General features: G+C 40.4%; 19 protein-coding genes and 1 tRNA gene. 7 read left to right on the top strand and 13 right to left on the bottom strand.

The genetic code is table 11. The features are described 5' to 3' along the window. Positions 1 to 258 precede the first annotated feature (258 nt). From BLS33_RS13050 to BLS33_RS13025, 6 genes are all read right to left on the bottom strand, one after another. Complete coding sequence (locus BLS33_RS13050) at positions 259 to 2,511, bottom strand: xanthine dehydrogenase family protein molybdopterin-binding subunit (RefSeq protein ID WP_089889712.1); 2,253 nt, start codon at positions 2,509 to 2,511, stop codon at positions 259 to 261. Positions 2,512 to 2,544: 33 nt separating this feature from the next. Further along, a complete protein-coding gene (locus tag BLS33_RS13045) occupies positions 2,545 to 4,797 on the bottom strand; it encodes a xanthine dehydrogenase family protein molybdopterin-binding subunit (RefSeq protein ID WP_089889708.1) in 2,253 nt (750 codons plus the stop codon). Between the two features lie 29 nt (positions 4,798 to 4,826). After that, a complete protein-coding gene (locus tag BLS33_RS13040; RefSeq protein ID WP_089889704.1) occupies positions 4,827 to 5,291 on the bottom strand; it encodes a (2Fe-2S)-binding protein in 465 nt (154 codons plus the stop codon). A gap of 85 nt (positions 5,292 to 5,376) precedes the next feature. Next, on the bottom strand, positions 5,377 to 5,994 hold the full coding sequence (locus BLS33_RS13035) for a flavodoxin (protein WP_089889701.1): 618 nt from the start codon (positions 5,992 to 5,994) through the stop codon (positions 5,377 to 5,379). A gap of 14 nt (positions 5,995 to 6,008) precedes the next feature. After that, on the bottom strand, positions 6,009 to 6,458 hold the full coding sequence (locus BLS33_RS13030) for a nuclear transport factor 2 family protein (protein ID WP_089889698.1): 450 nt from the start codon (positions 6,456 to 6,458) through the stop codon (positions 6,009 to 6,011). 11 nt (positions 6,459 to 6,469) lie between these two features. Next, the gene (locus BLS33_RS13025) at positions 6,470 to 6,922 is read right to left on the bottom strand and encodes a nuclear transport factor 2 family protein (protein WP_089889694.1); all 453 of its coding nucleotides are present in this window, start codon (positions 6,920 to 6,922) and stop codon (positions 6,470 to 6,472) included. Positions 6,923 to 7,136: 214 nt separating this feature from the next. Here BLS33_RS13025 and BLS33_RS13020 point away from each other — a divergent pair, with 214 nt between their 5' ends. Continuing rightward, positions 7,137 to 8,042 (top strand): helix-turn-helix domain-containing protein, encoded by a 906-nt coding sequence (locus tag BLS33_RS13020; RefSeq protein ID WP_089889691.1) that lies wholly within the window; start codon positions 7,137 to 7,139, stop codon positions 8,040 to 8,042. A gap of 299 nt (positions 8,043 to 8,341) precedes the next feature. Here the strand turns inward: BLS33_RS13020 and BLS33_RS13015 are convergent. Both BLS33_RS13015 and rseP read right to left on the bottom strand, forming a co-directional pair. After that, positions 8,342 to 8,415 (bottom strand) — tRNA-Asn (locus BLS33_RS13015). 182 nt (positions 8,416 to 8,597) lie between these two features. Further along, the gene (gene rseP / locus BLS33_RS13010) at positions 8,598 to 9,914 is read right to left on the bottom strand and encodes an RIP metalloprotease RseP (RefSeq protein ID WP_089889687.1); all 1,317 of its coding nucleotides are present in this window, start codon (positions 9,912 to 9,914) and stop codon (positions 8,598 to 8,600) included. A gap of 161 nt (positions 9,915 to 10,075) precedes the next feature. Between rseP and BLS33_RS13005 the strand changes: the two genes are divergently transcribed. The 5 genes from BLS33_RS13005 (at position 10,076) to BLS33_RS12985 (ending at position 16,470) form a co-directional block, all read left to right on the top strand. Further along, positions 10,076 to 10,762 (top strand): SCO family protein, encoded by a 687-nt coding sequence (locus tag BLS33_RS13005; RefSeq protein ID WP_089889684.1) that lies wholly within the window; start codon positions 10,076 to 10,078, stop codon positions 10,760 to 10,762. A 230-nt stretch (positions 10,763 to 10,992) separates the two neighbouring features. Next, positions 10,993 to 11,238 (top strand): FeoA family protein, encoded by a 246-nt coding sequence (locus BLS33_RS13000; protein WP_089889681.1) that lies wholly within the window; start codon positions 10,993 to 10,995, stop codon positions 11,236 to 11,238. Continuing rightward, positions 11,235 to 13,469, top strand: a complete 2,235-nt coding sequence (feoB, locus tag BLS33_RS12995; protein ID WP_089889678.1) for a ferrous iron transport protein B — start codon at positions 11,235 to 11,237, stop codon at positions 13,467 to 13,469. The genes BLS33_RS13000 and feoB overlap by 4 nt, the downstream gene beginning before the upstream one ends. A 319-nt stretch (positions 13,470 to 13,788) precedes the next feature. Beyond that, positions 13,789 to 14,823, top strand: a complete 1,035-nt coding sequence (locus tag BLS33_RS12990; RefSeq protein WP_089889675.1) for a TlpA disulfide reductase family protein — start codon at positions 13,789 to 13,791, stop codon at positions 14,821 to 14,823. A 111-nt stretch (positions 14,824 to 14,934) separates the two neighbouring features. Continuing rightward, positions 14,935 to 16,470 carry a carboxypeptidase-like regulatory domain-containing protein gene (locus tag BLS33_RS12985; RefSeq protein ID WP_089889672.1) on the top strand — a complete coding sequence of 512 codons (1,536 nt, stop codon included), beginning with the start codon at positions 14,935 to 14,937 and terminating at the stop codon, positions 16,468 to 16,470. Between the two features lie 33 nt (positions 16,471 to 16,503). Here BLS33_RS12985 and BLS33_RS12980 read toward each other — a convergent pair whose 3' ends face one another. From BLS33_RS12980 to BLS33_RS12960, 5 genes are all read right to left on the bottom strand, one after another. After that, positions 16,504 to 16,890 (bottom strand): DUF423 domain-containing protein, encoded by a 387-nt coding sequence (locus tag BLS33_RS12980; RefSeq protein ID WP_089889669.1) that lies wholly within the window; start codon positions 16,888 to 16,890, stop codon positions 16,504 to 16,506. Between the two features lie 4 nt (positions 16,891 to 16,894). Next, on the bottom strand, positions 16,895 to 17,344 hold the full coding sequence (locus BLS33_RS12975; protein ID WP_089889665.1) for a hypothetical protein: 450 nt from the start codon (positions 17,342 to 17,344) through the stop codon (positions 16,895 to 16,897). Between the two features lie 300 nt (positions 17,345 to 17,644). Next, complete coding sequence (locus BLS33_RS12970) at positions 17,645 to 18,916, bottom strand: alkaline phosphatase family protein (RefSeq protein ID WP_317039858.1); 1,272 nt, start codon at positions 18,914 to 18,916, stop codon at positions 17,645 to 17,647. A 117-nt stretch (positions 18,917 to 19,033) separates the two neighbouring features. Continuing rightward, positions 19,034 to 19,855: a ZIP family metal transporter gene (locus BLS33_RS12965; RefSeq protein WP_089889662.1), complete on the bottom strand. Its 822-nt coding sequence runs from the start codon at positions 19,853 to 19,855 to the stop codon at positions 19,034 to 19,036. Positions 19,856 to 19,909: 54 nt separating this feature from the next. Beyond that, positions 19,910 to 20,566, bottom strand: a complete 657-nt coding sequence (locus BLS33_RS12960) for a metal-dependent transcriptional regulator (protein ID WP_089889659.1) — start codon at positions 20,564 to 20,566, stop codon at positions 19,910 to 19,912. A gap of 98 nt (positions 20,567 to 20,664) precedes the next feature. Between BLS33_RS12960 and BLS33_RS12955 the strand changes: the two genes are divergently transcribed. Then, a complete protein-coding gene (locus tag BLS33_RS12955) occupies positions 20,665 to 22,971 on the top strand; it encodes a TonB-dependent receptor (protein WP_089889656.1) in 2,307 nt (768 codons plus the stop codon). Positions 22,972 to 22,991: the final 20 nt, after the last annotated feature.

Here is a 22,991-nt window from a genome sequence, read left to right as displayed (position 1 = left end):
TGATGTCGGAAAGCAGCCCTACTACGTTTTCCTTTTCTTTCATGGTATTTCTTTTTAGGGTTTTGCCCAAATTAGAAGGGCGGGTACCGTCAAAAAAAGTTCGAGCCAGATTTTAACATCCAAGAATGGTGTTTTTTGAAGAATTAAGAGAAGATGGGTCGTTTTACTGAAAATAATTGAATCAAGGGATTTTGGTCAATATTACATAGGGCTGTAAAAGGTTCGATTTTTAAGATCATCTTTCGAAAAATGAATCCGCTATATCAACGCTGTCATTTCGCTAATGAATGGTTGATTATAAAAACGCTTGCCAGTAGCATTATACATTGCATTGGCCAATGCAGCAAAAATCGGTGGAAAAGTCGGCTCACCTAAACCAGTTGGGTCAATATCGTTTTCAACGAAATACACATCGATTTCTTTCGGAGATTCACTCATACGAATCATTCGGTAGTTGTCAAAATTACTTTTCTGAGGAACTCCATCTTTAAATAGAAGTTCTCCATATAAAGCATTCCCTATTCCATCTACAATTCCACCTTCGCATAGGTTACGAGCTGCATCAGGATTGATTACAATTCCACAATCAATGACACAAGTAACTTTTTGAATGTTAGGTTGGTTATTTTCCCATGTAATGTCAACAACTTGTGCAGCATACGAATTATGACAGAAATAGGCTGCTACACCTCTTTTTAAATCAGAATTGGTATTGTCCCAATTTGATTTTTCTTTTACCAATTTCAGAACGCCAGCATAGCGGTCTGCATCATAATCCTTTTTTTCGCCTACCGGATTCTTTGTTGCGCGGTTTAAAAGTTCCAAACGAAAATCGATCGGGTCTTTTCCTGCGGCTTCCGCAACTTCATCCAAAAATGATTGTTCGGCACTTGCCATAAAGTTAGAGCGCGGTGCTCGAAAAGACCCGATTGTAATATTGGTGCTAATTGTCCAACTTTCGGCTAGGTAATTGTCTACTGCTCCCGCTGGAAACCTATCTGGGTACAAGGGACTTTCAGGAATGCCTCCGGCATTGATATGAACAGCTGTTAAATTATTTTTTGAATCCAAAGCAGCTTTATAGGTAATCTGATAAGCCGGGCGATAAATACCGCCGGTCATATCATCTTCACGGGTATAGACCAATTTTACGGGAGCCTTCATTTTTTGGGAAATAACTGCCGCTTCCAAAGCCCAATGGGCATAGGAACGCCGCCCATAGCCACCTCCAAGTCGTGTCAATTCGATGTCTATTTGTTCAACAGGAATTCCTAATCTGGCCGAAATAGCCTGTTCCGTGAGCTCCGCTTTTTGAAGAGGTCCAGATAGTTTGGCACTATCACTTTTCACATCAGCGAAAAAGTTCATAGGCTCCATACAGTTGTGCGCCAGAAAAGGAGCGGTATAGGTTCGCTCAACGACTTTTGCCGCATTTCGGAAAGCTGCTTCTGGATTACCATCCTTGCGGACGACTTCCGCTTTTTTGGAACCCATTGCTTCCATCTGTCCTTTATGGTCCGAGCTACTTTCCAATCCCGAAGGGATCGTAAGGGTCTGCTTTGGCCCTCGATAAGGCTGCCTTGCTTCTGTATAGGTTTCAAAAGGTTCCCATGCAACCGAGATTGCTTTTTTGGCGTTCATGACCTCCCAAGTAGAATTGCCTACTATGGCAACCACTTCGAGAAAGGTACAGGTATCAAAATGTTGCCTTTCGTAATCATCATCGAGAACTTTAATCGTAAAAACATCTTGAATACCCGGCATCGATTTTACCGCCGCATCATCGACAGATTTAAATTTCATCCCGAAAGCAGGAGGATGCACGATCATGGCGGTCAACATACCTTCGCTAAAGGTATCAATTCCGAACAACGGTTTTCCGGTCATGATTTTGAGTCCGTCTACATTCTTTTTGGAAGTCCCGATGATTTTAAAGTCATCGATCTCTTTTAATTCCACTTCCTCAGGAATAGAAACTTGAGCCGCTGCCGAGGCCAGTTCGCCGTAGGATGTTGATTTTTCAGTTGGTTTATGAAGTACTTGCCCAGATTCCGTGGTAATTTCTTCAAAAGGAACCGACCATGCTGTTGCGGCTGCCGCTTTTAGCATGTGCCTCGCGGAAGCCCCCGCCATGCGAAGTCCTTCCCAACTCGTTCGAATGGCTTGACTACCGCCTATGAACTGACGGTTGTACAGATCGGTGTTTAGGGGCGCTTGTTCAACGATTACGTCCGCCCAGTCTACGTCCAGTTCCTCCGCAACGATCATGGGCATGGCGGTCTTTACATTCTGACCACCTTCGGGATTCGGTGACATGATAGTAACTTGACCATTGTCCGCTATTTTGAGATACCCATTAAGTTCAAACCACTCCTTGGGTAAACTATTGACTTCCTCTGCGGTCATTTTACAGGATGCCAACCAGTTAAAACCTAGCATCAAGCCGCCTCCGGCCAAAGCCGAACTTTTAATGAATGAACGTCTGCCTATAGCTGTTTTTACAAGGGTCATGCTCTAAGTCTTATTTAAATCCAGTATAATCGGTTATCCTACTATTTGTTTTTCCGTAACAAAGGGTTGTCGGTAATGTCGCTGTCCCGTTGCTTTATAAAGTGCATTGGCAACAGCACCAAAAATTGGAGGAAACGGTGGTTCTCCCATTCCTGTCGGAGCAATTTCATTTGCTACAAAATGTACCTCGATTTCTTTTGGGGCATCGCTCATGCGAATCATTTGATATTGATGGAAATTAGTTTTTTGGGGTACACCATCTTTAAACGTCAACTCGCCAAAAAAGGCATTTCCAATGCCGTCCGTTATGGCACCCTCGGCCATGTTCGTAGCAGCATCGGGATTAACTACGATTCCACAATCGATAGCACAAACCACTTTTTCAACAACGGGTTTTCCTTCTTCCATCCGAATATCCAGAACATGCGCAGCGTATGAATTATGGCAGAAGTATGCGGATACCCCTCGATGTACATTTGCCGGGGTTTGATTCCAATCCGATTTCTCCCGCAACAATTCCAAAACCCCTGCATAGCGTTCGGCATCATAATCATTTTGCTCTCCGACTGGATTTTCCTTGGCACGTTTTAAAAGATCCAATCGAAACTGGATAGGGTCTTTGCCCGATGCTTCCGCAACTTCATCCAAAAAAGATTGCTCGGCACCTGCCATAAAATTGGAACGGGGTGCCCGGAATGCCCCAATGGTAATATTGGAATCAATGGACCATTCTTCGGCCAAATAATTGTCCAAAGCACCAGCCGGAAAACGATTGGCAAACAATGGACTCTCAGGAATTCCACCAGCCTTAACATGCAAGGCAGTCAGATTATTATTTTGATCCAAGGCAGCCCGATAGGTCGCTTGATAGGCGGGACGATAAATACCATTGGTCATATCATCTTCACGGGTATATACTAATTTTACCGGTGCATTTACCTTTTGGGAAATCAATGCAGCTTCCACGACATAATGGGCATAGGCCTTACGACCAAATCCACCACCCATTCGAGGCATTTCCATAGCGATGTTTTCCGCAGGAATTCCCAAACCAGAAGCAATTGTCGGGACAATTAAACTTGGAATTTGAATAGGCGCGGCAATCTGTGCTTTGTCTCCTTCCACATGAGCAAAAGCATTCATAGGCTCCATGCAATTATGGGCTAGAAAGGGAGCGGAATAGGTTCTCTCTATAACTTTCGCGGCATTTTTAAAAGCCTTTGCAGGGTCACCATCTTCACGGACTATTTTACCGGGCCTACTAGAAAGTTCTTCCATTTTAGCCTTATGACTGGCTGAAGATTCCAAACCGGCAGGAATATTTTTTGTTTCCTTACCCCGAAACCCTGCAATCGTTTCGGAATAGGCGGCAATGGGTTTCCATTCAACTTTTAATTTCTTTTTGGCCTGTAACACTTCCCATGTCGAATTTCCGACTATTGCGACTATTTCGGGGAAGGCATTCGTATCGAAACCGCCTTTCTCATAACCATCTTTAAAACTTTTGATTGCAACTACATCTTTTATTCCAGGCATTGCTTTTGCCGCACTATTATCAACAGATTTCAAGGTCATTCCAAAAGCGGGTGGATGCTCGATCATAGCGATCAACATGCCTTCTTTTTGGTAATCCAATCCGAACATCGGTTCGCCAGTAACGATGCGCTTCGCATCGACATTTTTGTGGGATTTACCAATGATTTTAAAGTCTCTGACCTCTTTTAGTTGCACATCTTCAGGAATGGTAATTTTAGCAGCGGCTGAAGCCATTTCACCATATGCCGCTGATTTTTCACTTGTTTTATGATAGAGTACACCATTTTCCGTTGTTATTTCTTCTGCCGGAACCTGCCATGCTTCCGCGGCTGCCGCCACCAACATGTGTCTTGCAGAGGCACCTGCCATGCGAAGGGGTTCCCATCGGGTCATGATACCACGACTACCACCAGTAAATTGCATTCCATATTTTTCCGCGTGATAGGGCGCTTGCTCCACAACGACGTTTTTCCAATCGATATCCAATTCCTCGGCGACGATCATGGGCATCGAAGTGCGGATGTTTTGACCGAATTCAGGATTTGGGGTATAGATCGACACTACGCCATTGTCCCCGATTTTTAAATACGAATTCATCTCGAACCACTCCTTGGGCATGGCCAAAATTTCTTCTTCGGTTTTGTTCTTGCAAGAGGCCAGCCAATTAAAGCCGAGTACCAATCCTCCGCTTGCAAGGGTAGTTGTCCGTATAAAGGCGCGTCTGCCTATTTTTGTTTTGATGAGTGTCATTTTATGAGATTTTTAGGGGTGCTCAACGCTTAAGCGTTAGCAGAGTTTGCTGCGATTTTAACTGCTTTTTTAATACGGGTATACGTTCCACAACGGCAGATATTTCCATTCATGGCGGTTTCGATTTCGGTGTCCGAAGGATTCGGGTTCTGTTTGAGCAAGGCGGAAGCGGTCATAATCTGTCCCGCTTGGCAATAGCCACATTGGGGCACATCGATTTCCAGCCATGCCTTTTGCACGGGATGGTTTCCGTTTTCGGACAGTCCCTCGATAGTCGTGATTTCTTTGTCCCCAATTGAGGAAACAGGAAGTTGACAGGACCGAACCGCATTGCCATCTAAGTGTATGGTACAGGCACCACATTGTGCGATACCGCAACCGTATTTCGTGCCGACCAACTTGATGTGGTCTCGTAAAACCCAAAGCATGGGTGTTGTTGGGTCGAGGTCCACCTCTTGTTTAGTTCCGTTGATGTTGAGTGTAAATGATGCCATGATATTCTTGTTTTTATAGAGACTGTTCTAAAGTTACTGATTTTATGGAAGTTCGTTTTTTGTAATTCTGTTAAAAAAAAGTGTTCTATTGGTGTAAAACATTTATTTGCTTCAGCCATTTTTGCACCGCTTCCCTTACTTCGACTTCCCGTTTTCCCTCCATCACAAAATAAATACCGTCCCTTTCCACGCCGCCTTCGACCGACAATTCGTTAAGAATGGAGCTATTCGGACTCAGCTCTTTTAGCGTACTCAGGCTGCTGCCAAGTCCATAACCAGCATTAGTATTGAAGGGAATGATAGTTTTACCCTTCAAATCGTTTTCATTCAAAAAACTTTTCATGGGTGGTGGCAGTTGCATGCCCCAAGTAGGGAATCCGAAGAAGATGGTGTCATATTGTACCATATCCACCTTCGTTTTTAAGGGAGGCAAAAATCCGTTTGCATTTTCCTCGGCCACCTGTTTTACGATGGCATCATAGTCTTCGGGATATGGGTTTTCCAATTCCACGGCAACCAAGTCGCCACCTACTTCTTTTTGAATCATTTCGGCAACCGTTTTGGTGTTGTTGGTACGGGAGAGATAGAGGATAAGCGTCCTTTCGGAACTTTGGAAATTTCCTATTGCACCGAACTTTTCCACCTCCAAGTCGGCTAAGCCCAGGGAAATAAATAGATACAATGTGTAAACCGCAAATTTCATGAAATCGAATTATTCTAATCTCTGGTAAGAAGTTTACTAAAGGTCAAATCGGCCAATTGCCAGTTGTCATTTTCCTTTACATAGACCTCCGTAACCATAAAAGGGTTGGTTACTTCATTATTACCCACGACAGCCAGCAAAGTAATTCGATTCCAAAGAATAGCGGTTTTGTCATTCAAAACTTCTACCATTGTTTCATGGACATCCGCCTCTTTATAATGGATGCCGCCACTTCGGATAATATCCACTTCCCGATCTTTGCCCCAAGTACCGCCCATGTGCACGAACTTGGCCTTTTCATGAAAGAGTTCCGCCAGTTTATCCGCATCCTTGTCGGCCATCCATTGCCATTTTTGTTGGGAGAGTTGCTTGATTTCCTGTTCGATATCGGCGGATTGCGCCATGGCTATTGGTATGCTAAAAAAAGCGACCAGTACGCCTAAAATCAGTTTTTTGTTTATCATCGTTTTTTTTTTTAGTGTTCAATTTCATGGGTGTCGCGTACACTGCTAAAAGTCAAATCCAACAACTTCCAATCGTCTGCTTCTTTCTGATAGAATTCCGTTACGGTAAACTCATTTTTAACGTCATTTCCCCTTACGTGCGCGGTAAGCGTAATGCGGTTCCAGAGTACCGCCGTGTCATCCCCAAAAACTTCTACGGCTACGTCGTGAACCTCGGCATTTTTATACCAAATGCTTCCTGATTCGATGATTTCCAGTTCCCGTTCCTTTTTCCAAGAACCGCTCATGTGTACGAATTTGGATTTGTCATGGAACAACGAAGCCAATTTGTCCACATCTTTATCCGCCATCCATTGCCATTTTTGTTTGGAGAGTTCCTTGATTTCTTCTTCGATGCCGTTGCCTTGAGCGAAAGATGACGCACTAATTAGAATCAAAAAGATTCCGAATACAAGATTTTTCATTTTTTAAGTGTTTAAAAGTTACTACTGAATACTATTATTTATTGCAATGAGGTATACTTTTTAATGGGTCATTAACAAGTTTCCCAAACCTATGGAAAATTTAAGATAGTCGGGTTACCTGATTTACGGATTTACCTACCATTTTTACTGATTTTGATGGGCTATATGGTTTATTCACAAAACATTAACTAAATTCGGAAAAAGTAAAACGCGTATGGCCTTAACTAAAGATTTGATAAAGGTGGATGACTATTGCTCAAAATTCAATCTGTCAACCTTGCACCCGTTGGTCAGTGTGCATGATTTGTCGGAAGGTACCTTGGATGGGCGGGAACATGCCGATGCCGTCCGCTATCATTTTTACGGTATTTTCCTGAAACAAGGGGAGGGCTGTATTTTAAGATATGGCCGTCAGAACTATGATTACCAAGATGGGACCTTGGTGTTTTTGGCACCGGGACAGGTAGTGCATGTCGGGCATATCGATGCTAGTTTTAAACCGGCCGGCCATGCACTTTTGTTTCATCCCGATTTGCTATGGGGTACCCATTTGGCAAAAACAATGACCGAGTACTCATTTTTTTCCTATCTATCCCATGAAGCACTCCATATCTCAAAAAAGGAACGGCAATTGGTGTTGGACCTATTTGATAAAATACGAACTGAACTTTCCCACGGAATAGATAAGCACAGTAAAGAACTCGTCGTTGCCAATATCGAATTATTCTTGAAATACTGTATGCGATTCTACGATCGGCAGTTCATTACAAGGGAAAAGGAAAATCTTGGCGTTATCCAACGGTTTGAAATTTCTTTGATTTCCTACATCCAAACAGGAATAGCCAAGGAGTTGGGAACCCCTTCGGTCAGCTATTTTGCGGAGGAACAAAATCTGTCTTCCAATTATTTTGGTGATCTGGTCAAAAAGGAAACCGGAAAAAGTGCCAACGACCATATTCAGGATCAGTTGATTGAGATTGCCAAACAAAAAATCTTTGATTCGGAGAAAACGGTAAGCGAAATAGCCTATGAGCTTGGGTTTAAATATCCGCAGCATTTTACTCGGCTCTTTAAGAAGAAGATGGGGAAGACACCTAATGAATATCGGATGTTGAATTGAATCTTCCATTACCATCCAAGATTCTGGCTAGGGTAAACCAGGTACTAAAAAACGGCCGTTTGACAGAACTACTTCAAAAACCACAGGTCTTAATAGCAGAGTGTCCCAATCGCGGTCTCTTTTAGTAGTTTCGTTAACTTACCTTATATGGGACAAAATTTTAAAGAGCAAAGTCGAAAAAGGATTTTTTAAACAAAGAAAATATTAGTAAATAAAAATCTGAAAATTTGTTGTCCCTATGTTGTCCCCGTTAAAAAAAGAAAGCCTCTCGATTTCTCGAAAGGCTTATTCTCACTGGGCTCCCCCTCTTGGGCTCGAACCAAGGACCCTCTGATTAACAGTCAGATGCTCTAACCAACTGAGCTAAGGAGGAATGTTTTCCCACACTTTCCATCTGGAAAGCGGGTGCAAATATAATCGTTTTTTTGTTTGCTCCAAACAAAAAAAATGCAACTTTTTATATATTCTTAAAAAGTACTCGGATTGTTGAGAAATGTCTTCTATTTTCAACACTGTAATTCATCGAGATACCATGCAAACAAACCGAAATACTTCTTAGATAAACTTTTTAATAATATTCCATATATCGTTACCAAATATGACCACCATCAAGCCCATAAGAATAACAAAACCAATTATCTGACCTGTTTCCAAGACCTTTTCACTTGGTTTTCTACCGGAAATCATTTCATAAAGTAGAAACATCACGTGGCCTCCGTCAAGAGCAGGAATAGGAAGTATATTTAGAAATGCCAACCATACCGAAAACATGGCCATAAAGCCCCAGAAGAAGGTCCAATCCCAAGTCGGCGACATCATTTCCACTATCCCAATCGGTCCCTTTACCTGTTTATAGGCCCCGGTTTTTGTATTAAAGATTACCTTAAATTGACGTATCTGATCGGTCAGTACTTGAATAGTTCTGGTGAGCCCTGCAGGTATTGCCTCTGCAAATGTATAGTTATCGGTCACCCTTAAATCTTCAACACTTGGGTAAACCCCTATTTTACCTTCTTCAGGAACCGTTATCTGAATATTCTCCTTTTTTCCGTTTCTTAGAATCTCGAGTGTGAGCGCGACATCAGAAGAAGATTTTATGACATCGGTGAACTCATCCCAATAGTCTACTTGCCTACCATTGACACCTACGATTTGATCGTGGGCTTTGATACCTGCCTTTTTAGCTGCAGATTCAGGAATTACGCTATCGATAACCGCTTTCTTTCTATAGGTGATAAAATTTCTTCCCTGTGCCTCAAAAACACTGGCTTTTCCTTCATCTGAAAGTGGAACGGTTATTTCTTTGCCATCCCGATTGACGGTTATTTCGTCTCCTAAAATAATTTGAAGAACAGCATTGCTGAATTTTTTCGTCTTTTTTCCATCGACAGCCAAAATTTTGTCTCCCGTGAGCAAGCCCAACTGCTGACCGACAGAATCTACCTGAATACCGTACTTTAGGCTGTCTGCCGGAATGTAAGTATCTCCATTGTTGAACAATAACATGGTATAAATAATCCATGCCAGAAAAAAGTTTACCGTTACCCCGCCTAACATGATAATGAGACGTTGCCATGCCGGTTTGCTACGAAACTCCCAAGGTTTTGGCTCTTCCTTCATTTGCTCGGTATCCATACTCTCGTCAATCATTCCGGCAATTTTCACATAACCTCCCAAAGGCAACCAACCGATTCCGTATTCCGTATCTCCTATTTTCTTTTTGAAAAGCGAAAATTTCACATCGAAAAACAAATAGAACTTCTCTACTTTGGTCTTAAAATATTTAGCGGGTATAAAATGGCCCAACTCGTGAAGAATGACCAAAATGGATATGATGAGTATAAATTGTATTATCTGAATCGCAAGTGTCATCTAAAATTTTTTATTATATAAAGCGCACAAAAGTACGCTTTTACCTAATCTTAAAAAAAGAAAGTGTGCAAGGTTAGCCGTATTTATGAAACATTTAGCAGCCATACGGCATTAAATACTTGAAAGCCACTATTGCCTAACGTATCTTTGTCAAAAAGAGTATGCGGTCGTTTTTCAGCAAATACAAACTTTTTGGTATAACGCTATTTTTTCTATCAGCAGTTATTGTTTACCTCTTCTATAATGCGCTGCAACCAAAAAAAGTATTGCCCATCTACCAACCTTCAATGGTGAATCCAGAATTGGTCGACAGCAATTTACAGTTCGTAAAAAAGTATCACACTATCGCTGATTTTTCACTTACCAATCAAAATGGGAAAACCATAACTGATGCCGATTATCATAACAAGATTTATATCGCCGACTTTTTCTTTACTACTTGTCCGACCATTTGTCCCCTCATGACAAAAAACATGGCTGATATTCAAAAACGAATCATTAACGACGATGATGTACTGTTACTTTCACATTCGGTCACCCCAGAAATCGATTCAGTGTCACAATTGAAGAAATATGCGCTGGAAAAAGGGGTCAACGATAGTAAATGGAATCTTGTGACGGGGGATAAAAAACAAATCTATGAACTGGCCCGTAAGTCATATTTAGCGGTCAAAGACGATGGTGACGGGGGGGCTTATGATATGATTCACACCGAAAATTTTATTCTTGTAGACAAAGAAAAGCGCATTCGAGGATTTTATGATGGCACAAAATCTGATGAAATAGATAAATTGATGGATGACCTCGCGGTTCTAAGAGCTTCCTATATAGAAGAGAACGACAACTAAGATAGTCGCCTACAAAATACCACCTCAGAAAACGCCCAAACCGCTCTAAAATCAAACCATTTGACTGTTACAGAGCTAATTGTAGCCGAATGAAAATTTAAGTTTAGGTTGACAATGCCATACCTCGACCTCCTGCGCTAGCTCTATTTTGGAATTGCCATCCCTTTTTTGGATTAATTAGAATATTTTGTCTTATTTTTGCCCTTAATTGTAATCAATCTAAATAAGAATTGTCAGTTACAGTAGCACAACTCAAACGTGGTCAAAAAGGCATAATTAAAGAATTTGCCGAAGATATTCTTCCTATCAAACTTCTAGAACTAGGGTGTTTGCCTGGTAATGAAATAGAATTGGTACAGGTAGCTCCTTTAAAAGACCCTATCTACATTAATGTCAATGGTTCGCATATTGCCATTAGACGTTCAGTTGCTCAAAAAATTGAACTTGACATCATCGATGACACCAATGTGTTATGAGCAAACAAATCAATGTCGCACTCATAGGAAACCCCAATACCGGTAAAACTTCCGTTTTTAACCAATTAACAGGTCTAAACCAAAAAGTAGGCAATTACCCCGGTATCACCGTTGAAAAAAAAGAGGGCATTTGTAAACTTCCTCGGGGTGTAAAGGCACATATATTAGATTTACCAGGCACTTACAGCCTTAACACCACTTCTCTTGACGAGAGTGTTGCCGTTGAATTACTTCTGAACAAGAACGATAAAGACCACCCAGATGTCGTTGTATTGATTTCAGATGTCGAAAACCTCAAGCGTAATCTTTTGTTGTTCACACAAATAAAAGATTTGAAGATTCCGACCATTTTGGTAATCAATATGGCCGATAGAATGTCACGCAAGGGCATTTCACTTGATATTGCTCTTTTAGAACAAAAGCTAAACACCAAAATCGCTTTGGTAAGTACCCGTAAAAGTACGGGAATCGAACACTTAAAAGAACTCATAACAGACTATAAAAATCTTTCAGACGCCTCGATTATAGATACGACTGTTATCGCGCCCGACTATTTTGAACGATTACGAAATGCTTTTCCGAAAGAAGATCTTTATAAACTGTGGTTGGTAATTACGCAGGACGTAAATTTTATGCCCATTAAAAAAAAGGCCATAAATGACGCCTCTAATTTTACTACAAAGTCAAAATCTGAACTGAAACGTCTGCAACAAAAAGAAACCATATTGCGGTACCAGTTCATCAACGGAATTCTTAAGGAAACATACAAAGTAGATTTAAGTACTGCCAAAGGATTTCGTGCAACTTTAGACAAAATACTGACCCATAAGGTTTTTGGATACTTGATTTTTTTCCTAATCCTTTTGACCATGTTTCAGGCCATTTATGATTGGAGCAGTTATCCGATGGATTTTATCGATGCCTCTTTTGCCTCAGCGAGTGAATGGGTAAAAAACAATCTGCCGCCAGGTGCATTTACAGATCTATTGGCCGAAGGTATTCTTGCAGGAATTGGGGGAATTGTCATTTTTATTCCACAGATTGCATTTCTATTTCTTTTTATCGCCTTGTTGGAAGAATCTGGCTATATGAGCCGCGTCGTATTCTTAATGGATCGATTGATGCGACCCTTTGGACTAAGCGGAAAAAGTGTAGTACCCCTAATATCGGGAACGGCCTGTGCCATACCCGCTGTTATGGCGACCCGAACGATTGAGAACTGGAAAGAACGGTTGATTACCATTCTAGTGGTACCTTTTACGACCTGTTCCGCCCGATTGCCAGTGTACCTTATCATTATTGCCTTGGTTATACCGGAAGAACGGTTTTTCGGACTCAGTTATCAAGCACTAACCTTGATGCTTTTGTATCTAATTGGATTTGGCGCGGCCATTCTTTCCGCTATGGTATTAAACAAAATACTGAAAATAAAAAGCCGTACCTTTTTTGTAATAGAAATGCCCAACTACAAACTGCCATTGTTAAAAAATGTGGTCTATACCGTTTGGGAAAAAACCAAAAGTTTTGTTCTTGGTGCAGGAAAGATTATTCTGGCTATTTCCATCGTTTTATGGTTTTTAGGCTCTAATGGCTATTCTGAAAAATTTAAAAACGCAGAGGAAATAGTAACGAACAGAATTAATGAATCAGGACTTTCAGAATTTAACCAGTCGAGCGTAAATGAAGACCTTTCGATTTATGAGAATACACTCAGAGATAGTATTGCCCAGGTCTATAACCTAGGTCCGGCGGTTATTTCAGATTCATTGCAACAGCATAAGGCGATACTCTTGGAAAAAGCGATACATCAAGAAATTTCCAGTTATAAACTGGAAAACTCCTATATCGGAAATCTTGGAAAGGCCATTGAGCCAGCGGTAAAGCCGTTGGGCTACGATTGGAAAATCGGCATAGCGGTATTGACATCCTTCGCCGCCAGAGAGGTATTCGTGGGCACATTGGCTACGATTTATAGTGTGGGCAGTGATCAAGAAGAAACCATTAAAAACCGAATGGCCGCAGAAGTAAATGCCACGACCAAAAAACCTCTTTTTAATTTAGCTTCCGGCATATCGCTATTATTATTTTACGCCTTTGCCATGCAATGTATGAGCACACTTGCCATTGTAAAGCGGGAGACCAATACCTGGAAATGGCCTATGGCCCAGCTAGTTTTTATGAGTCTTTTTGCTTATATTGTAGCATTGGCCGCCTATCAAATATTGAAATAACGATGGAACACATACAATCGATATTAGTCTATCTAACCTTAGCTCTTGCCGCAGGATATTTGATTCGAAAATTCTTGTTGCCCAAACGCCTTTTTTCCTCCAAAAAAGGGAGTTCAAAAAATTGTGGCGATGGTAACTGCGGATGTAGTTGAATCTTACTTTACCTCATCTTTGATTTGGCCTAATATTTATTCGAGAATTTGGATTGATGCGTCTTTTTCGTAAAAGGAGTGCCTTCCCTCACTCATAAGGCCCTTTCAATCATTTGCCGTTTTCACAACGGAATTTTTGAATTACTTTACAGCAAATTCAAAAGTCGATGAGAATCATTTTACTCTTCATAATAGCACTATCTGTATCCACTACATGTGTTAAAAAAAACGAATGCGAATTTTCACTGCAAGGAAAAACGGTAGGCCTGAGCAACGGAACAGTATTATATTTGACAGCTAAGGAAAGCGACAAAATAATCGATTCCGTTGTTGTAGAAAATAACTCTTTCTCTCTAGCGACCGATATCACTAGTTACCCCTTAAATGTCATTTTAAAAAATAACGATAATTCATTATACAAGAGTTTTTGGCTGGATAATGCCCGCATGGAATTTAATGCAAGCGAAAATGATTTCGCAAACGCCGTAATTATTGGTAGTTATACTCAAACACTATATGCTAACCTGTACGAGTCAATCGACACCCTTTCAAGAAAAGATCAAGAAAAAGTATTGATAGATTTTATTAAAACAAATACTGACCATATACTAGGCGCAGTAGTTTTATCGGAATGCTATATTCTATGGAAGAAGGAAAAAACAGAACCACTTTACCTGAAGTTGTCCAATCAAAACAAAAAGTCGATATATGGCGAAAAAATTCTGAGATACATTAATTTGAATAAAAACCCTAAAATTGGAGACTCTTTAATAGACTTTGAGTTGACAAATCAATATGGTAGGACAACCAAATTATCAGAATTAAAAGGCAAATTGATATTATTAGAATTTTGGGCTAGTTGGTGTGCACCATGCCGTACAGATAATAAAAAACTTAGGGTCATCTACCATAAGTTCAACCCACTAGGTTTTGAGATTTTTCAAGTTTCCTTAGACGACAACAAAAAGAAATGGTCGAGCGCAATCGAACAAGATAAATTAGATTGGACCAACGTGAGTGATTTAAGAGGATGGAATAATGAGGCTGCCATCATCTATGGTGTCAGCCTTCTTCCGAGTAATTTTTTAATAAGTAGCGATGGTATAATTATCGGCCAAAACCTTCGTGAAGAAAATCTTGAACAAAAATTGGAAGAACTTCTACTAGCGGACCCTATAGAAAAAAAGAAGTCAAGTAAATAAAAAACTACACGTTTACGTTAAAAAACAACAAATACTTCCTAATTAAATCTAAAAAGGCATTGTGTTTTAGATAGATATCGTTTGTTTTGTTATATCACAAGTACTTATTGAATGATTAGAAAAGCTTCCATTCTTTTTCTTTTTTTTTGCTTGTTTACCCGCAATGCGGCGCACTCTCAATCGGTAAGTTCTATAATTATCGATTCGGTCTCACAAAACCCAGTGCCATATGCCACTGTGCAATGGGCGACCAAAAAAGGGGCCATCACCAATGAAGAAGGTCGTTTTAACCTCTTGTTGCCCGAAGGCATTCAAAAATCGGATTCCCTCTTTATATCTTGTTTAGGATATGAATCTATTGCAAAACCTTTGGAAGCGTTCGACGAAGCGATAATCTACTTAGTTCCGATGGCTATCGAATTGAAAGAGGTCATCGTTAGCAACAAACAATATACCGCAAAAGAAATCTTGGAGAAGATGAAGGAGGGTATTGTAGCGAATTATAACCTCACCCTTACCAAAAAAAGATTGTTCTTTAGAAAATCATCCTTTCAACAGATGCATAAGTCCGATTACACACTTAAAAAGTCGACTATCAAAGCGTTCAACAAAAAGTTTCTCGACAGTGTGATAAGCACCATTCCTAAAAACAATAGCTACTATACCGAAGTACTGGGCGATCTATATGGAAATTATGAAGATGAGGAACAAAAACTCAACCTGATTAAAGCCTCTGAGCTCTACGACAAGAACATGGAACTTGATTTCAACAAGTTGGAAGAAAAGTTCAATTCGATTATAAAAGAAAACGTAAAGACTGATTCCTACTTCAAAATCAAGTCAGGCTTTTTCGGAACAAAAGTCGAAGTAGATGAAATTTTAGGTGAAGAAATCGACTCTACCGATGTTGCCGCGTTAAATAAAGAACTTGAAAAGACCCGGAGGGAGGAAGAGGAAAGAAAAAAGAATTTCGCCATCTCTCGAAGAAACGCCTTGGGTCAAATGTTCAACAACCTTCCGATACTAGAAGATTCTGATTTAAATTTTATTTGGAAATCGAGAAAATACGATTTTACGCTTGAAGATTTCACGTATCTCGGAGCAGATGCTGTTTACGTTATCGATTTCAAACCGAAACGTTCGGCCGACTTTAAAGGAAAACTATATATAAACTCGGATGATTTTGCTTTGATCAGGGCCGATTTTGAAAATGTAAAATCGCTAAAAACCTTTAATTTATTAGGTGTTTCCCTGAACAACTATCTCCATAAGGGAAAAGTTATTTTCTCGAAAGATACGAGTGAAAAGTACAGCCTGAGCTACTACGAATCAGAACAAGGTAATCGAATGGGCGTCAAACGGCCCCTAAAGATTATAGAAAAAAATAAACGCGTAAAAGGTCGCAACAAACAAAATGAACTCTCGGCCAAGGTAGACATTGCTTTTGCCAACATTGACAAAAATGAAGTGGTCATATTTGATTCTGAAAACATCAGTAAAGCCGATTTTGACGCTTTCAAAGAGAACAACAAAGTATTACCGACCTATATGCCCACATACAATCCGGAATTTTGGCAAGGCTATACTATTATAGAACCAAATAAGGCTATTGAAGAATTTACCGCTACGGAAGCACCCTTGGAGTAACATAACAGGTTTAATCAAAAAAGAACTGGCCCTTTATACCAAGTTTTTAATAAAAGAATACAGCAGCATCGTCCAGCCCACCACCAAAAGCAGCCCTCCAATTGGGGTGACAGGTCCTAAGAACCTCAGCTTTTTTCCTTTAGAAGCCGAAAGACACAATCCGTAAATACTAAAGGAAAACAGAAAAGTACCTAGGATAAAACAGTAAATCATATTACGTTCCAAGGCTGTTTCCAAGTTAAAATTAAACCCGAGAACGATTAATAAAATGGCGTGGTACATTTGATATTTAACACCGGTTTCAAAGCTTTTGAGTTGATCTTCGGTAAATGTTTTTTTAAGGGCGTGTGCACCGAAGGCACCAAAAATCACGGCCAAAAGCCCGAATAAGGCACCGATACATTGTGCTAGTAAAACCATAACATCATTGTTTTAAGCTTGCTGCAGCAGTAGCATCTTTTTTGTCAAGTAAAAAACGATAGAGCTGATCAGTCTCTAAAGAATCGGAAAGATTAAGAAAGACCTTTAACGAATCTTTGTATACTACTTTTATTTTCTGTTGGTCAAAATTGTCGAGGTATACATATACCTTCTTGTCGGTGAGCGAATCTTTGAACTCCCTAAAAAGTCCTTTTTCTTTGGCCATTGCCGAAAAGCCGTTCAACCGTTGCATAGGCGGAATTTTCTCTACCAATAGCACACTGTCCAAATCAGCGAATTTAATTTGTCGATAATAAGCTCCGGAAAGTATCTGAATATCCTGTGTGCTTACTTTGGTCCAATTTTTATAATGTGCTACAAAAGCGATCATACAAACTATAACCGTTACAACAATTAAAATGTTCCACAACCAAGATCTTTTGCTTCTTCCCATAAAATAGATATTTTCTTCAGGCCACAAGTCTGGGACCCATTCTATTTATTTAAGATATTATTCGTATCAAATTCAGGGCAATCATTCAAAAGTGCCCTAACCCCCAGTATTTCATCGTCTTGCTAACCATGAAAATATAAGGTTATTTAGACTCTTATTTAAAGTAACCCAATTATCCAATTTATATTGTAATCTTCTGATAATTGTCTATCATCATATTTTGATAAGTTCTATGACATCTTCTTTAATCTTAAAATTGCTACAGTACTGCCTTTCCGTTTCGCATGGTTATAACTGGCTTTATTCCCTTACTTCATACCAAGTGTTCAAAGTGGTATTCGGAGTTTTCAGTACAATTTTATAAAACCCGGATAAGTTATCAAGGGGAACCACAAATCTTTCTTTCTCAAGTGCGACTTCTCCAATAACTTTATAATCATCTTCACCGCCGTTGGCAAAATCGTTCGTATTGGCTAAATAAAGTGTTCCATATTCGTTAATGGCAGTCTTATTCTTCCAGATAATTTCTAAACTACCATCAATCAATTTTGTTTTAAGGCCTGTGGCATCCACTTCTCCTATCAACGTCACACCATCAAGCTCAAAAAGTATATTTTCGTTGACCTCTAAATCCATAAATCGGAGAATTGTTGGCATTATGTCAACGACCGATGGTATTTCTTCCTTGAAATAAGCATTTGTATTCGCTAAATTGGTAACAATCCAAGTGCTGCGTTCCCGATCAGATTGCCCTCCATGACCTTTACCGTCCTTGGCACTTCGACCATGATCTGTGGTAACTACAACCAACCAATCTTCATTAAATAAACGCTGCCGTTCCTGTACCGCATCCCATATTTGGCCCATCAAGCCATCCTCAAATTCAATTGCGGCATCAAGCTCAGGACTATCGCCAAATTTATGCCCCATGTCATCCGAAAATTCAAGATACACCCATGATAAATCCGGACCTTCTAATTTAATATACCGAGCCGCTTCGGTCGCTACTTTTTCGTCAATATTCTTAATGTATTTCCTTTGGGAATCATGAGGAAAATTTATAGTATCTAGCTCAAAGCCGTCAAAAGCGTAATCCATTTTTATCTTTCCGGTTTCTGGCAAATCTTCACCAATCAATTTTGTTCGGTTATCGAGCCATGTTGAAAATATGGCAGTCTTTTTCTTTGGAAAGTTATCTTTAAAAACCTTGAAAATCGTGGGATAATGATAATTGGGCGCTTTAATTTCGTTACCAAAAACATTGTGTTTATTTGCCCAAACACCCGTCAACAAGCTGTTATAACCTACGGCGGAAATTGTCGGGGTCTCTGAGTAACCATTTTTCTCGCCACCTACATAAGCTTCGGTAAAGCCACCATGTTCAGCAATATCATCAAGATTGGGCGTATTCACATTTTTCAGCATATCGGCCGCGATACCATCGATTATCACAAATACCACCTTCTTCTCGGCAACCTCTTTTTTGGGTTTCTTGTCCTTTGGGTCAGGCCCACACCGCACAACAAACGACGCGATCATGATTAGAAAAACTGTTTGTTTTATACGAATCATTATGGAATTTCAGAATTAGATAGAAAATAAGAATGCAAGAGAAACAATCTCCTAATTGATTTCAATGGTTATCTGGTTGAGGCTGTTTAAGTTCTTGTTCTAAATTTAAAAACGTCATCAACCTAAGCCCACATCCAAAGTCATCATAATGATAAAGCCGCCAATAAAGCCCATTGTGGCAATATCGGTGTATTTGTCTTGTTGGGTTTCAGGAATTACTTCTTCTACTACAACAAAAATCATCGCTCCCGCAGCGAAAGAAAGCGCATAAGGTAAGATAGGTTGAAAGGTGAGCACCGCCCAAGCCCCCAAAACTGCCGCAATCGGTTCTACAATAGCCGATGCCTGACCGAACATAAAACTTTTATATCGACTTAACCCTTGTCGTCGCAGCGGCATGGCCACAGCAAATCCTTCGGGAAAATTTTGTAGGCCAATCCCCAAGGCTAAAGCCACCGCACCTCCAATACTGGCGCCTTCAAACCCTGCAGCAACACCACCGAACAAGACGCCTACCGCTAGCCCTTCCGGAATATTATGCAAGGTGATGGCCAAGGTCAAGAGGGTCGTTCTGTGCCAAGGAGTCTTTATACCTTCCTTTTCACTTTCTTTAAAATTTATGTGCAAATGCGGAAGAATTTTATCCAACCCGAAAATAAATAGTGAACCCATGAGGAACCCTACTGCAGCAGGAATTACTTTGACGAAACCCTCACCCGGACTCATTTCAATACCCGGCGCCAACAAACTCCAAAAACTCGCGGCTACCATTACACCTCCGGTAAAACCCAACATACCATCTAAGACCGCACGATTCATCCCCTTAAAGAAAAATACCAGCGCTGCCCCAGCGGCGGTCAAACCCCATGTAAATAAGGTGGCGTAGAGTGCGGCAAGAATTGGATCAATAGATTCGAAATAATCGATTATTTCTTGCATAGCTCTTTTAATTTCTTGTTATTATGTTTATTCTATTTCGAAACAATTTTATTACTATTCACTTATTTGCAAATATAGATTGGAAGCAATCTGATTTGAAATGTGCATATTTCGACCATTTATTTTGATGTGTAACGACCCATCAAACTCCTCTTTATCAATCACCGTAACAGTGTCTCCCAAGGCAATTTTATTTTTATCTAAAAATTTTAAAAATGCTACCGATGAATCCTTTACGCCAACGCAAATACCCTCTACACCCATAGAAGCTTCGTTGAGCAGCTTTTTTATTGACTTTTTGAACTCGCCATCTTTAGAAGGAATAGGATCACCATGGGGGTCAATTTTTGGAAAACCCAAATAGGCATCGAGATGGTCGATCATTTTTTCGCTTTTAATGTGCTCAAGCTGTTCTGCAACTTCATGAACTTCATCCCATGAAAAATTAAGTTTGTCTACCAAAAAAACCTCCCACAACCGATGTTTCCGCACAATGGAGAGCGCACTATTTTCACCTAAAGCCGTAAGCGTAACACCTTGGTACTTTTTGTAGTTCACCAATCCCTTGTCCGACAATTTTTTTACCATATCGGTCACCGATGACGGCTTGGTATCCATACCCTTGGCAATAGCGTTTGTGGTTACAGTAGTGTTTTCACCCTTGCCCAAATGATAAATCGCCTTAATATAATCTTCTTCCGAAAGTGTCATTTAGAAAATTTCTATAAAAATACATTTTTATATCTTAAAACATATTTTTAGATTTGCCTAAATATTATTTTAGAATTACTAAAATTTTAGTTTGCCAAATGACAAAAACAAATAAATATCCTATAGTATTAAATTTTCAGTTGGTTTTGTTCGTATGCTGTGCCGGTTTTTTTAACACATTCGGACAAAATGCTGAAATCACAGGTGCGGTTACCGATAATGGCATACCCATACCTTTTGTCAATATCTACTTGGAAGGCACCACTTTGGGCACAGCTACCGATGAAGAAGGGAACTATGTTTTAAAAGGCATTCCGGCAGGTGATTATAAATTGAATGCAACCGTTTTAGGGTATTTGCCCTTTTCGACGAAAATTAAGCTTATTGAATATGAAAAAAAATCTTTTCCCATTAGGCTAAGCGCATCTACTGAGCAACTCGAGGAAACCGTGGTTACAGGAACCCTAAAGCCCGTCAACAGGTTAGAAAGCCCTGTTCCTGTAGAAGTATACAGTACAACTTTTCTAAAGCAAAACCCAACGGCCAGTATTTTTGAGGCGTTGCAAAATGTCAATGGGGTACGCCCGCAAATAAATTGCAACGTCTGCAATACGGGCGACATACATATCAACGGCCTAGAAGGCCCGTACACCCTTGTATTAATCGACGGAATGCCCATTGTTAGTGGTCTCGGAACGGTTTATGGACTATCGGGCATTCCCAACTCTTTGATAGAACAAATAGAAATTGTGAAAGGACCTGCCTCGAGTCTCTATGGCAGTGAAGCTGTGGGAGGCCTTATAAACATCATTACCAAGAATACCTTGGAGGCGCCAGACTTCTTTGTCGACGCCTTTGCTACGGGATGGGGCGAATATAATCTTGATATCGGAACCAAACTTCACGTCGGAAAGAAGGCAGACATGTTGCTGGGCATTAATTATTTTAATTACGATACACCTATCGATAATAATGGTGATAATTTCACCGATGTCACCATGCAGAACCGTGTTTCAGTATTTCAAAAATGGAATTTTGAACGGAACAACTCCCGAATATTCTCTATGGCCGGGCGATTTTTTTATGAGGATAGGTGGGGCGGTGAGCTTCAATGGACACCAGCGTATCGGGGTGGTGATGAGATATACGGAGAAAGTATTTATACCGGAAGATGGGAAATATTGGGAAAATACCAGCTTCCTATAAAAGAGAAGATGCTTCTTTCCTTTTCGTACAACGACCACAGCCAAAATTCAGTCTATGGAAATATATCATATTTAGCCGATCAGCGTATTGGTTTTACGCAGTTAACGTGGGACAAGTCGTTGGGCGCGCATGATTTGTTGTTCGGCAGTGCCCTACGATACAACTATTACGATGACAACACAACGGCCACTACAGATATTCAAGGAAACAGGGCCAACGAGACATTGATACCAAGTTTGTTCGCCCAAAATGAAATCCGTTTGGCCAAAAGACATGCACTACTTCTTGGACTGAGGTATGACTACGACCGGCGACACGGGTCGATTTACACCCCTCGAACGGCCTATCGGTGGAAGGTATCCGACAACGATATTCTTCGACTCAATGCCGGAACAGGGTTTCGGGTGGTAAACCTATTTACCGAAGAACATGCAGCCTTGACAGGTGCAAGAGCGGTAATTATTACTGAGGAGTTAAAGCCTGAAAGTTCTTTTAACCTAAACTTAAACTATTTAAAAAAAATCTATGCAAATAACGGCACTTTCGTGAGCCTTGATGCCTCGGTCTTTTATACCCATTTCAGCAATATTATACTCCCCGATTACGATACCGACCCCAACCAGATTATTTATGATAATCTTGATGGAAAATCAATCTCCCAAGGTGTCAGCGCTAATGTAGATTTAGTTTTCCCCAACGGTATTAAAATACTTGTGGGCGCAACATACCAAGACGTTAGCAGCACCGAAGACGGAATCAAGAAACAACAAATTTTGACGGAAAGCATTTCGGGCACCTGGAACGTATCGTACGAATTGCGAAATTTGAAATTGAATATTGACTATACCGGAAACCTATATGGCCCCATGCGTTTGCCGCTATTGGGCGAATTGGATCCCCGACAAGAATTCTCTCCGACCTGGAGTATTCAAAATATACAATTCACGTACAAAGGGCTTCAGAATTTTGAAATCTATGCCGGTATCAAAAATCTTTTGGATTGGACGCCCAATCGTGGGAATCCGTTTATAATTGCTAGGGCTAATGACCCTTTTGATAAGAATGTAGTTTATAGTAACAATGGCGATGTAGTGGCCACGGCCGACAACCCCTACGCGATGACTTTCGACCCTTCTTACGTATATGGGCCCAATCAAGGTATTCGCGGATTCTTTGGTATGCGCTATAAACTAAACTGAAGACAGCTTGTAAAAACAGA

Source organism: Kriegella aquimaris, assembly GCF_900103215.1.
Lineage (GTDB): Bacteria > Bacteroidota > Bacteroidia > Flavobacteriales > Flavobacteriaceae > Kriegella > Kriegella aquimaris.
The sequence above is the reverse complement of the archived record's forward strand: the minus strand, read 5'-3'. Positions and strand labels throughout refer to the sequence as shown.

Coding starts and splice junctions, on each gene's coding strand:
- BLS33_RS13050 (WP_089889712.1), bottom strand. CDS start 2,511: ATGACCCTTGTAAAAACAGCTATAGGCAGACGTTCATTCATTAAAAGT.
- BLS33_RS13045 (WP_089889708.1), bottom strand. CDS start 4,797: ATGACACTCATCAAAACAAAAATAGGCAGACGCGCCTTTATACGGACA.
- BLS33_RS13040 (WP_089889704.1), bottom strand. CDS start 5,291: ATGGCATCATTTACACTCAACATCAACGGAACTAAACAAGAGGTGGAC.
- BLS33_RS13035 (WP_089889701.1), bottom strand. CDS start 5,994: ATGAAATTTGCGGTTTACACATTGTATCTATTTATTTCCCTGGGCTTA.
- BLS33_RS13030 (WP_089889698.1), bottom strand. CDS start 6,458: ATGATAAACAAAAAACTGATTTTAGGCGTACTGGTCGCTTTTTTTAGC.
- BLS33_RS13025 (WP_089889694.1), bottom strand. CDS start 6,922: ATGAAAAATCTTGTATTCGGAATCTTTTTGATTCTAATTAGTGCGTCA.
- BLS33_RS13020 (WP_089889691.1), top strand. CDS start 7,137: ATGGCCTTAACTAAAGATTTGATAAAGGTGGATGACTATTGCTCAAAA.
- rseP (WP_089889687.1), bottom strand. CDS start 9,914: ATGACACTTGCGATTCAGATAATACAATTTATACTCATCATATCCATT.
- BLS33_RS13005 (WP_089889684.1), top strand. CDS start 10,076: ATGCGGTCGTTTTTCAGCAAATACAAACTTTTTGGTATAACGCTATTT.
- feoB (WP_089889678.1), top strand. CDS start 11,235: ATGAGCAAACAAATCAATGTCGCACTCATAGGAAACCCCAATACCGGT.
- BLS33_RS12990 (WP_089889675.1), top strand. CDS start 13,789: ATGAGAATCATTTTACTCTTCATAATAGCACTATCTGTATCCACTACA.
- BLS33_RS12985 (WP_089889672.1), top strand. CDS start 14,935: ATGATTAGAAAAGCTTCCATTCTTTTTCTTTTTTTTTGCTTGTTTACC.
- BLS33_RS12980 (WP_089889669.1), bottom strand. CDS start 16,890: ATGGTTTTACTAGCACAATGTATCGGTGCCTTATTCGGGCTTTTGGCC.
- BLS33_RS12975 (WP_089889665.1), bottom strand. CDS start 17,344: ATGGGAAGAAGCAAAAGATCTTGGTTGTGGAACATTTTAATTGTTGTA.
- BLS33_RS12970 (WP_317039858.1), bottom strand. CDS start 18,916: ATGATTCGTATAAAACAAACAGTTTTTCTAATCATGATCGCGTCGTTT.
- BLS33_RS12965 (WP_089889662.1), bottom strand. CDS start 19,855: ATGCAAGAAATAATCGATTATTTCGAATCTATTGATCCAATTCTTGCC.
- BLS33_RS12960 (WP_089889659.1), bottom strand. CDS start 20,566: ATGACACTTTCGGAAGAAGATTATATTAAGGCGATTTATCATTTGGGC.
- BLS33_RS12955 (WP_089889656.1), top strand. CDS start 20,665: ATGACAAAAACAAATAAATATCCTATAGTATTAAATTTTCAGTTGGTT.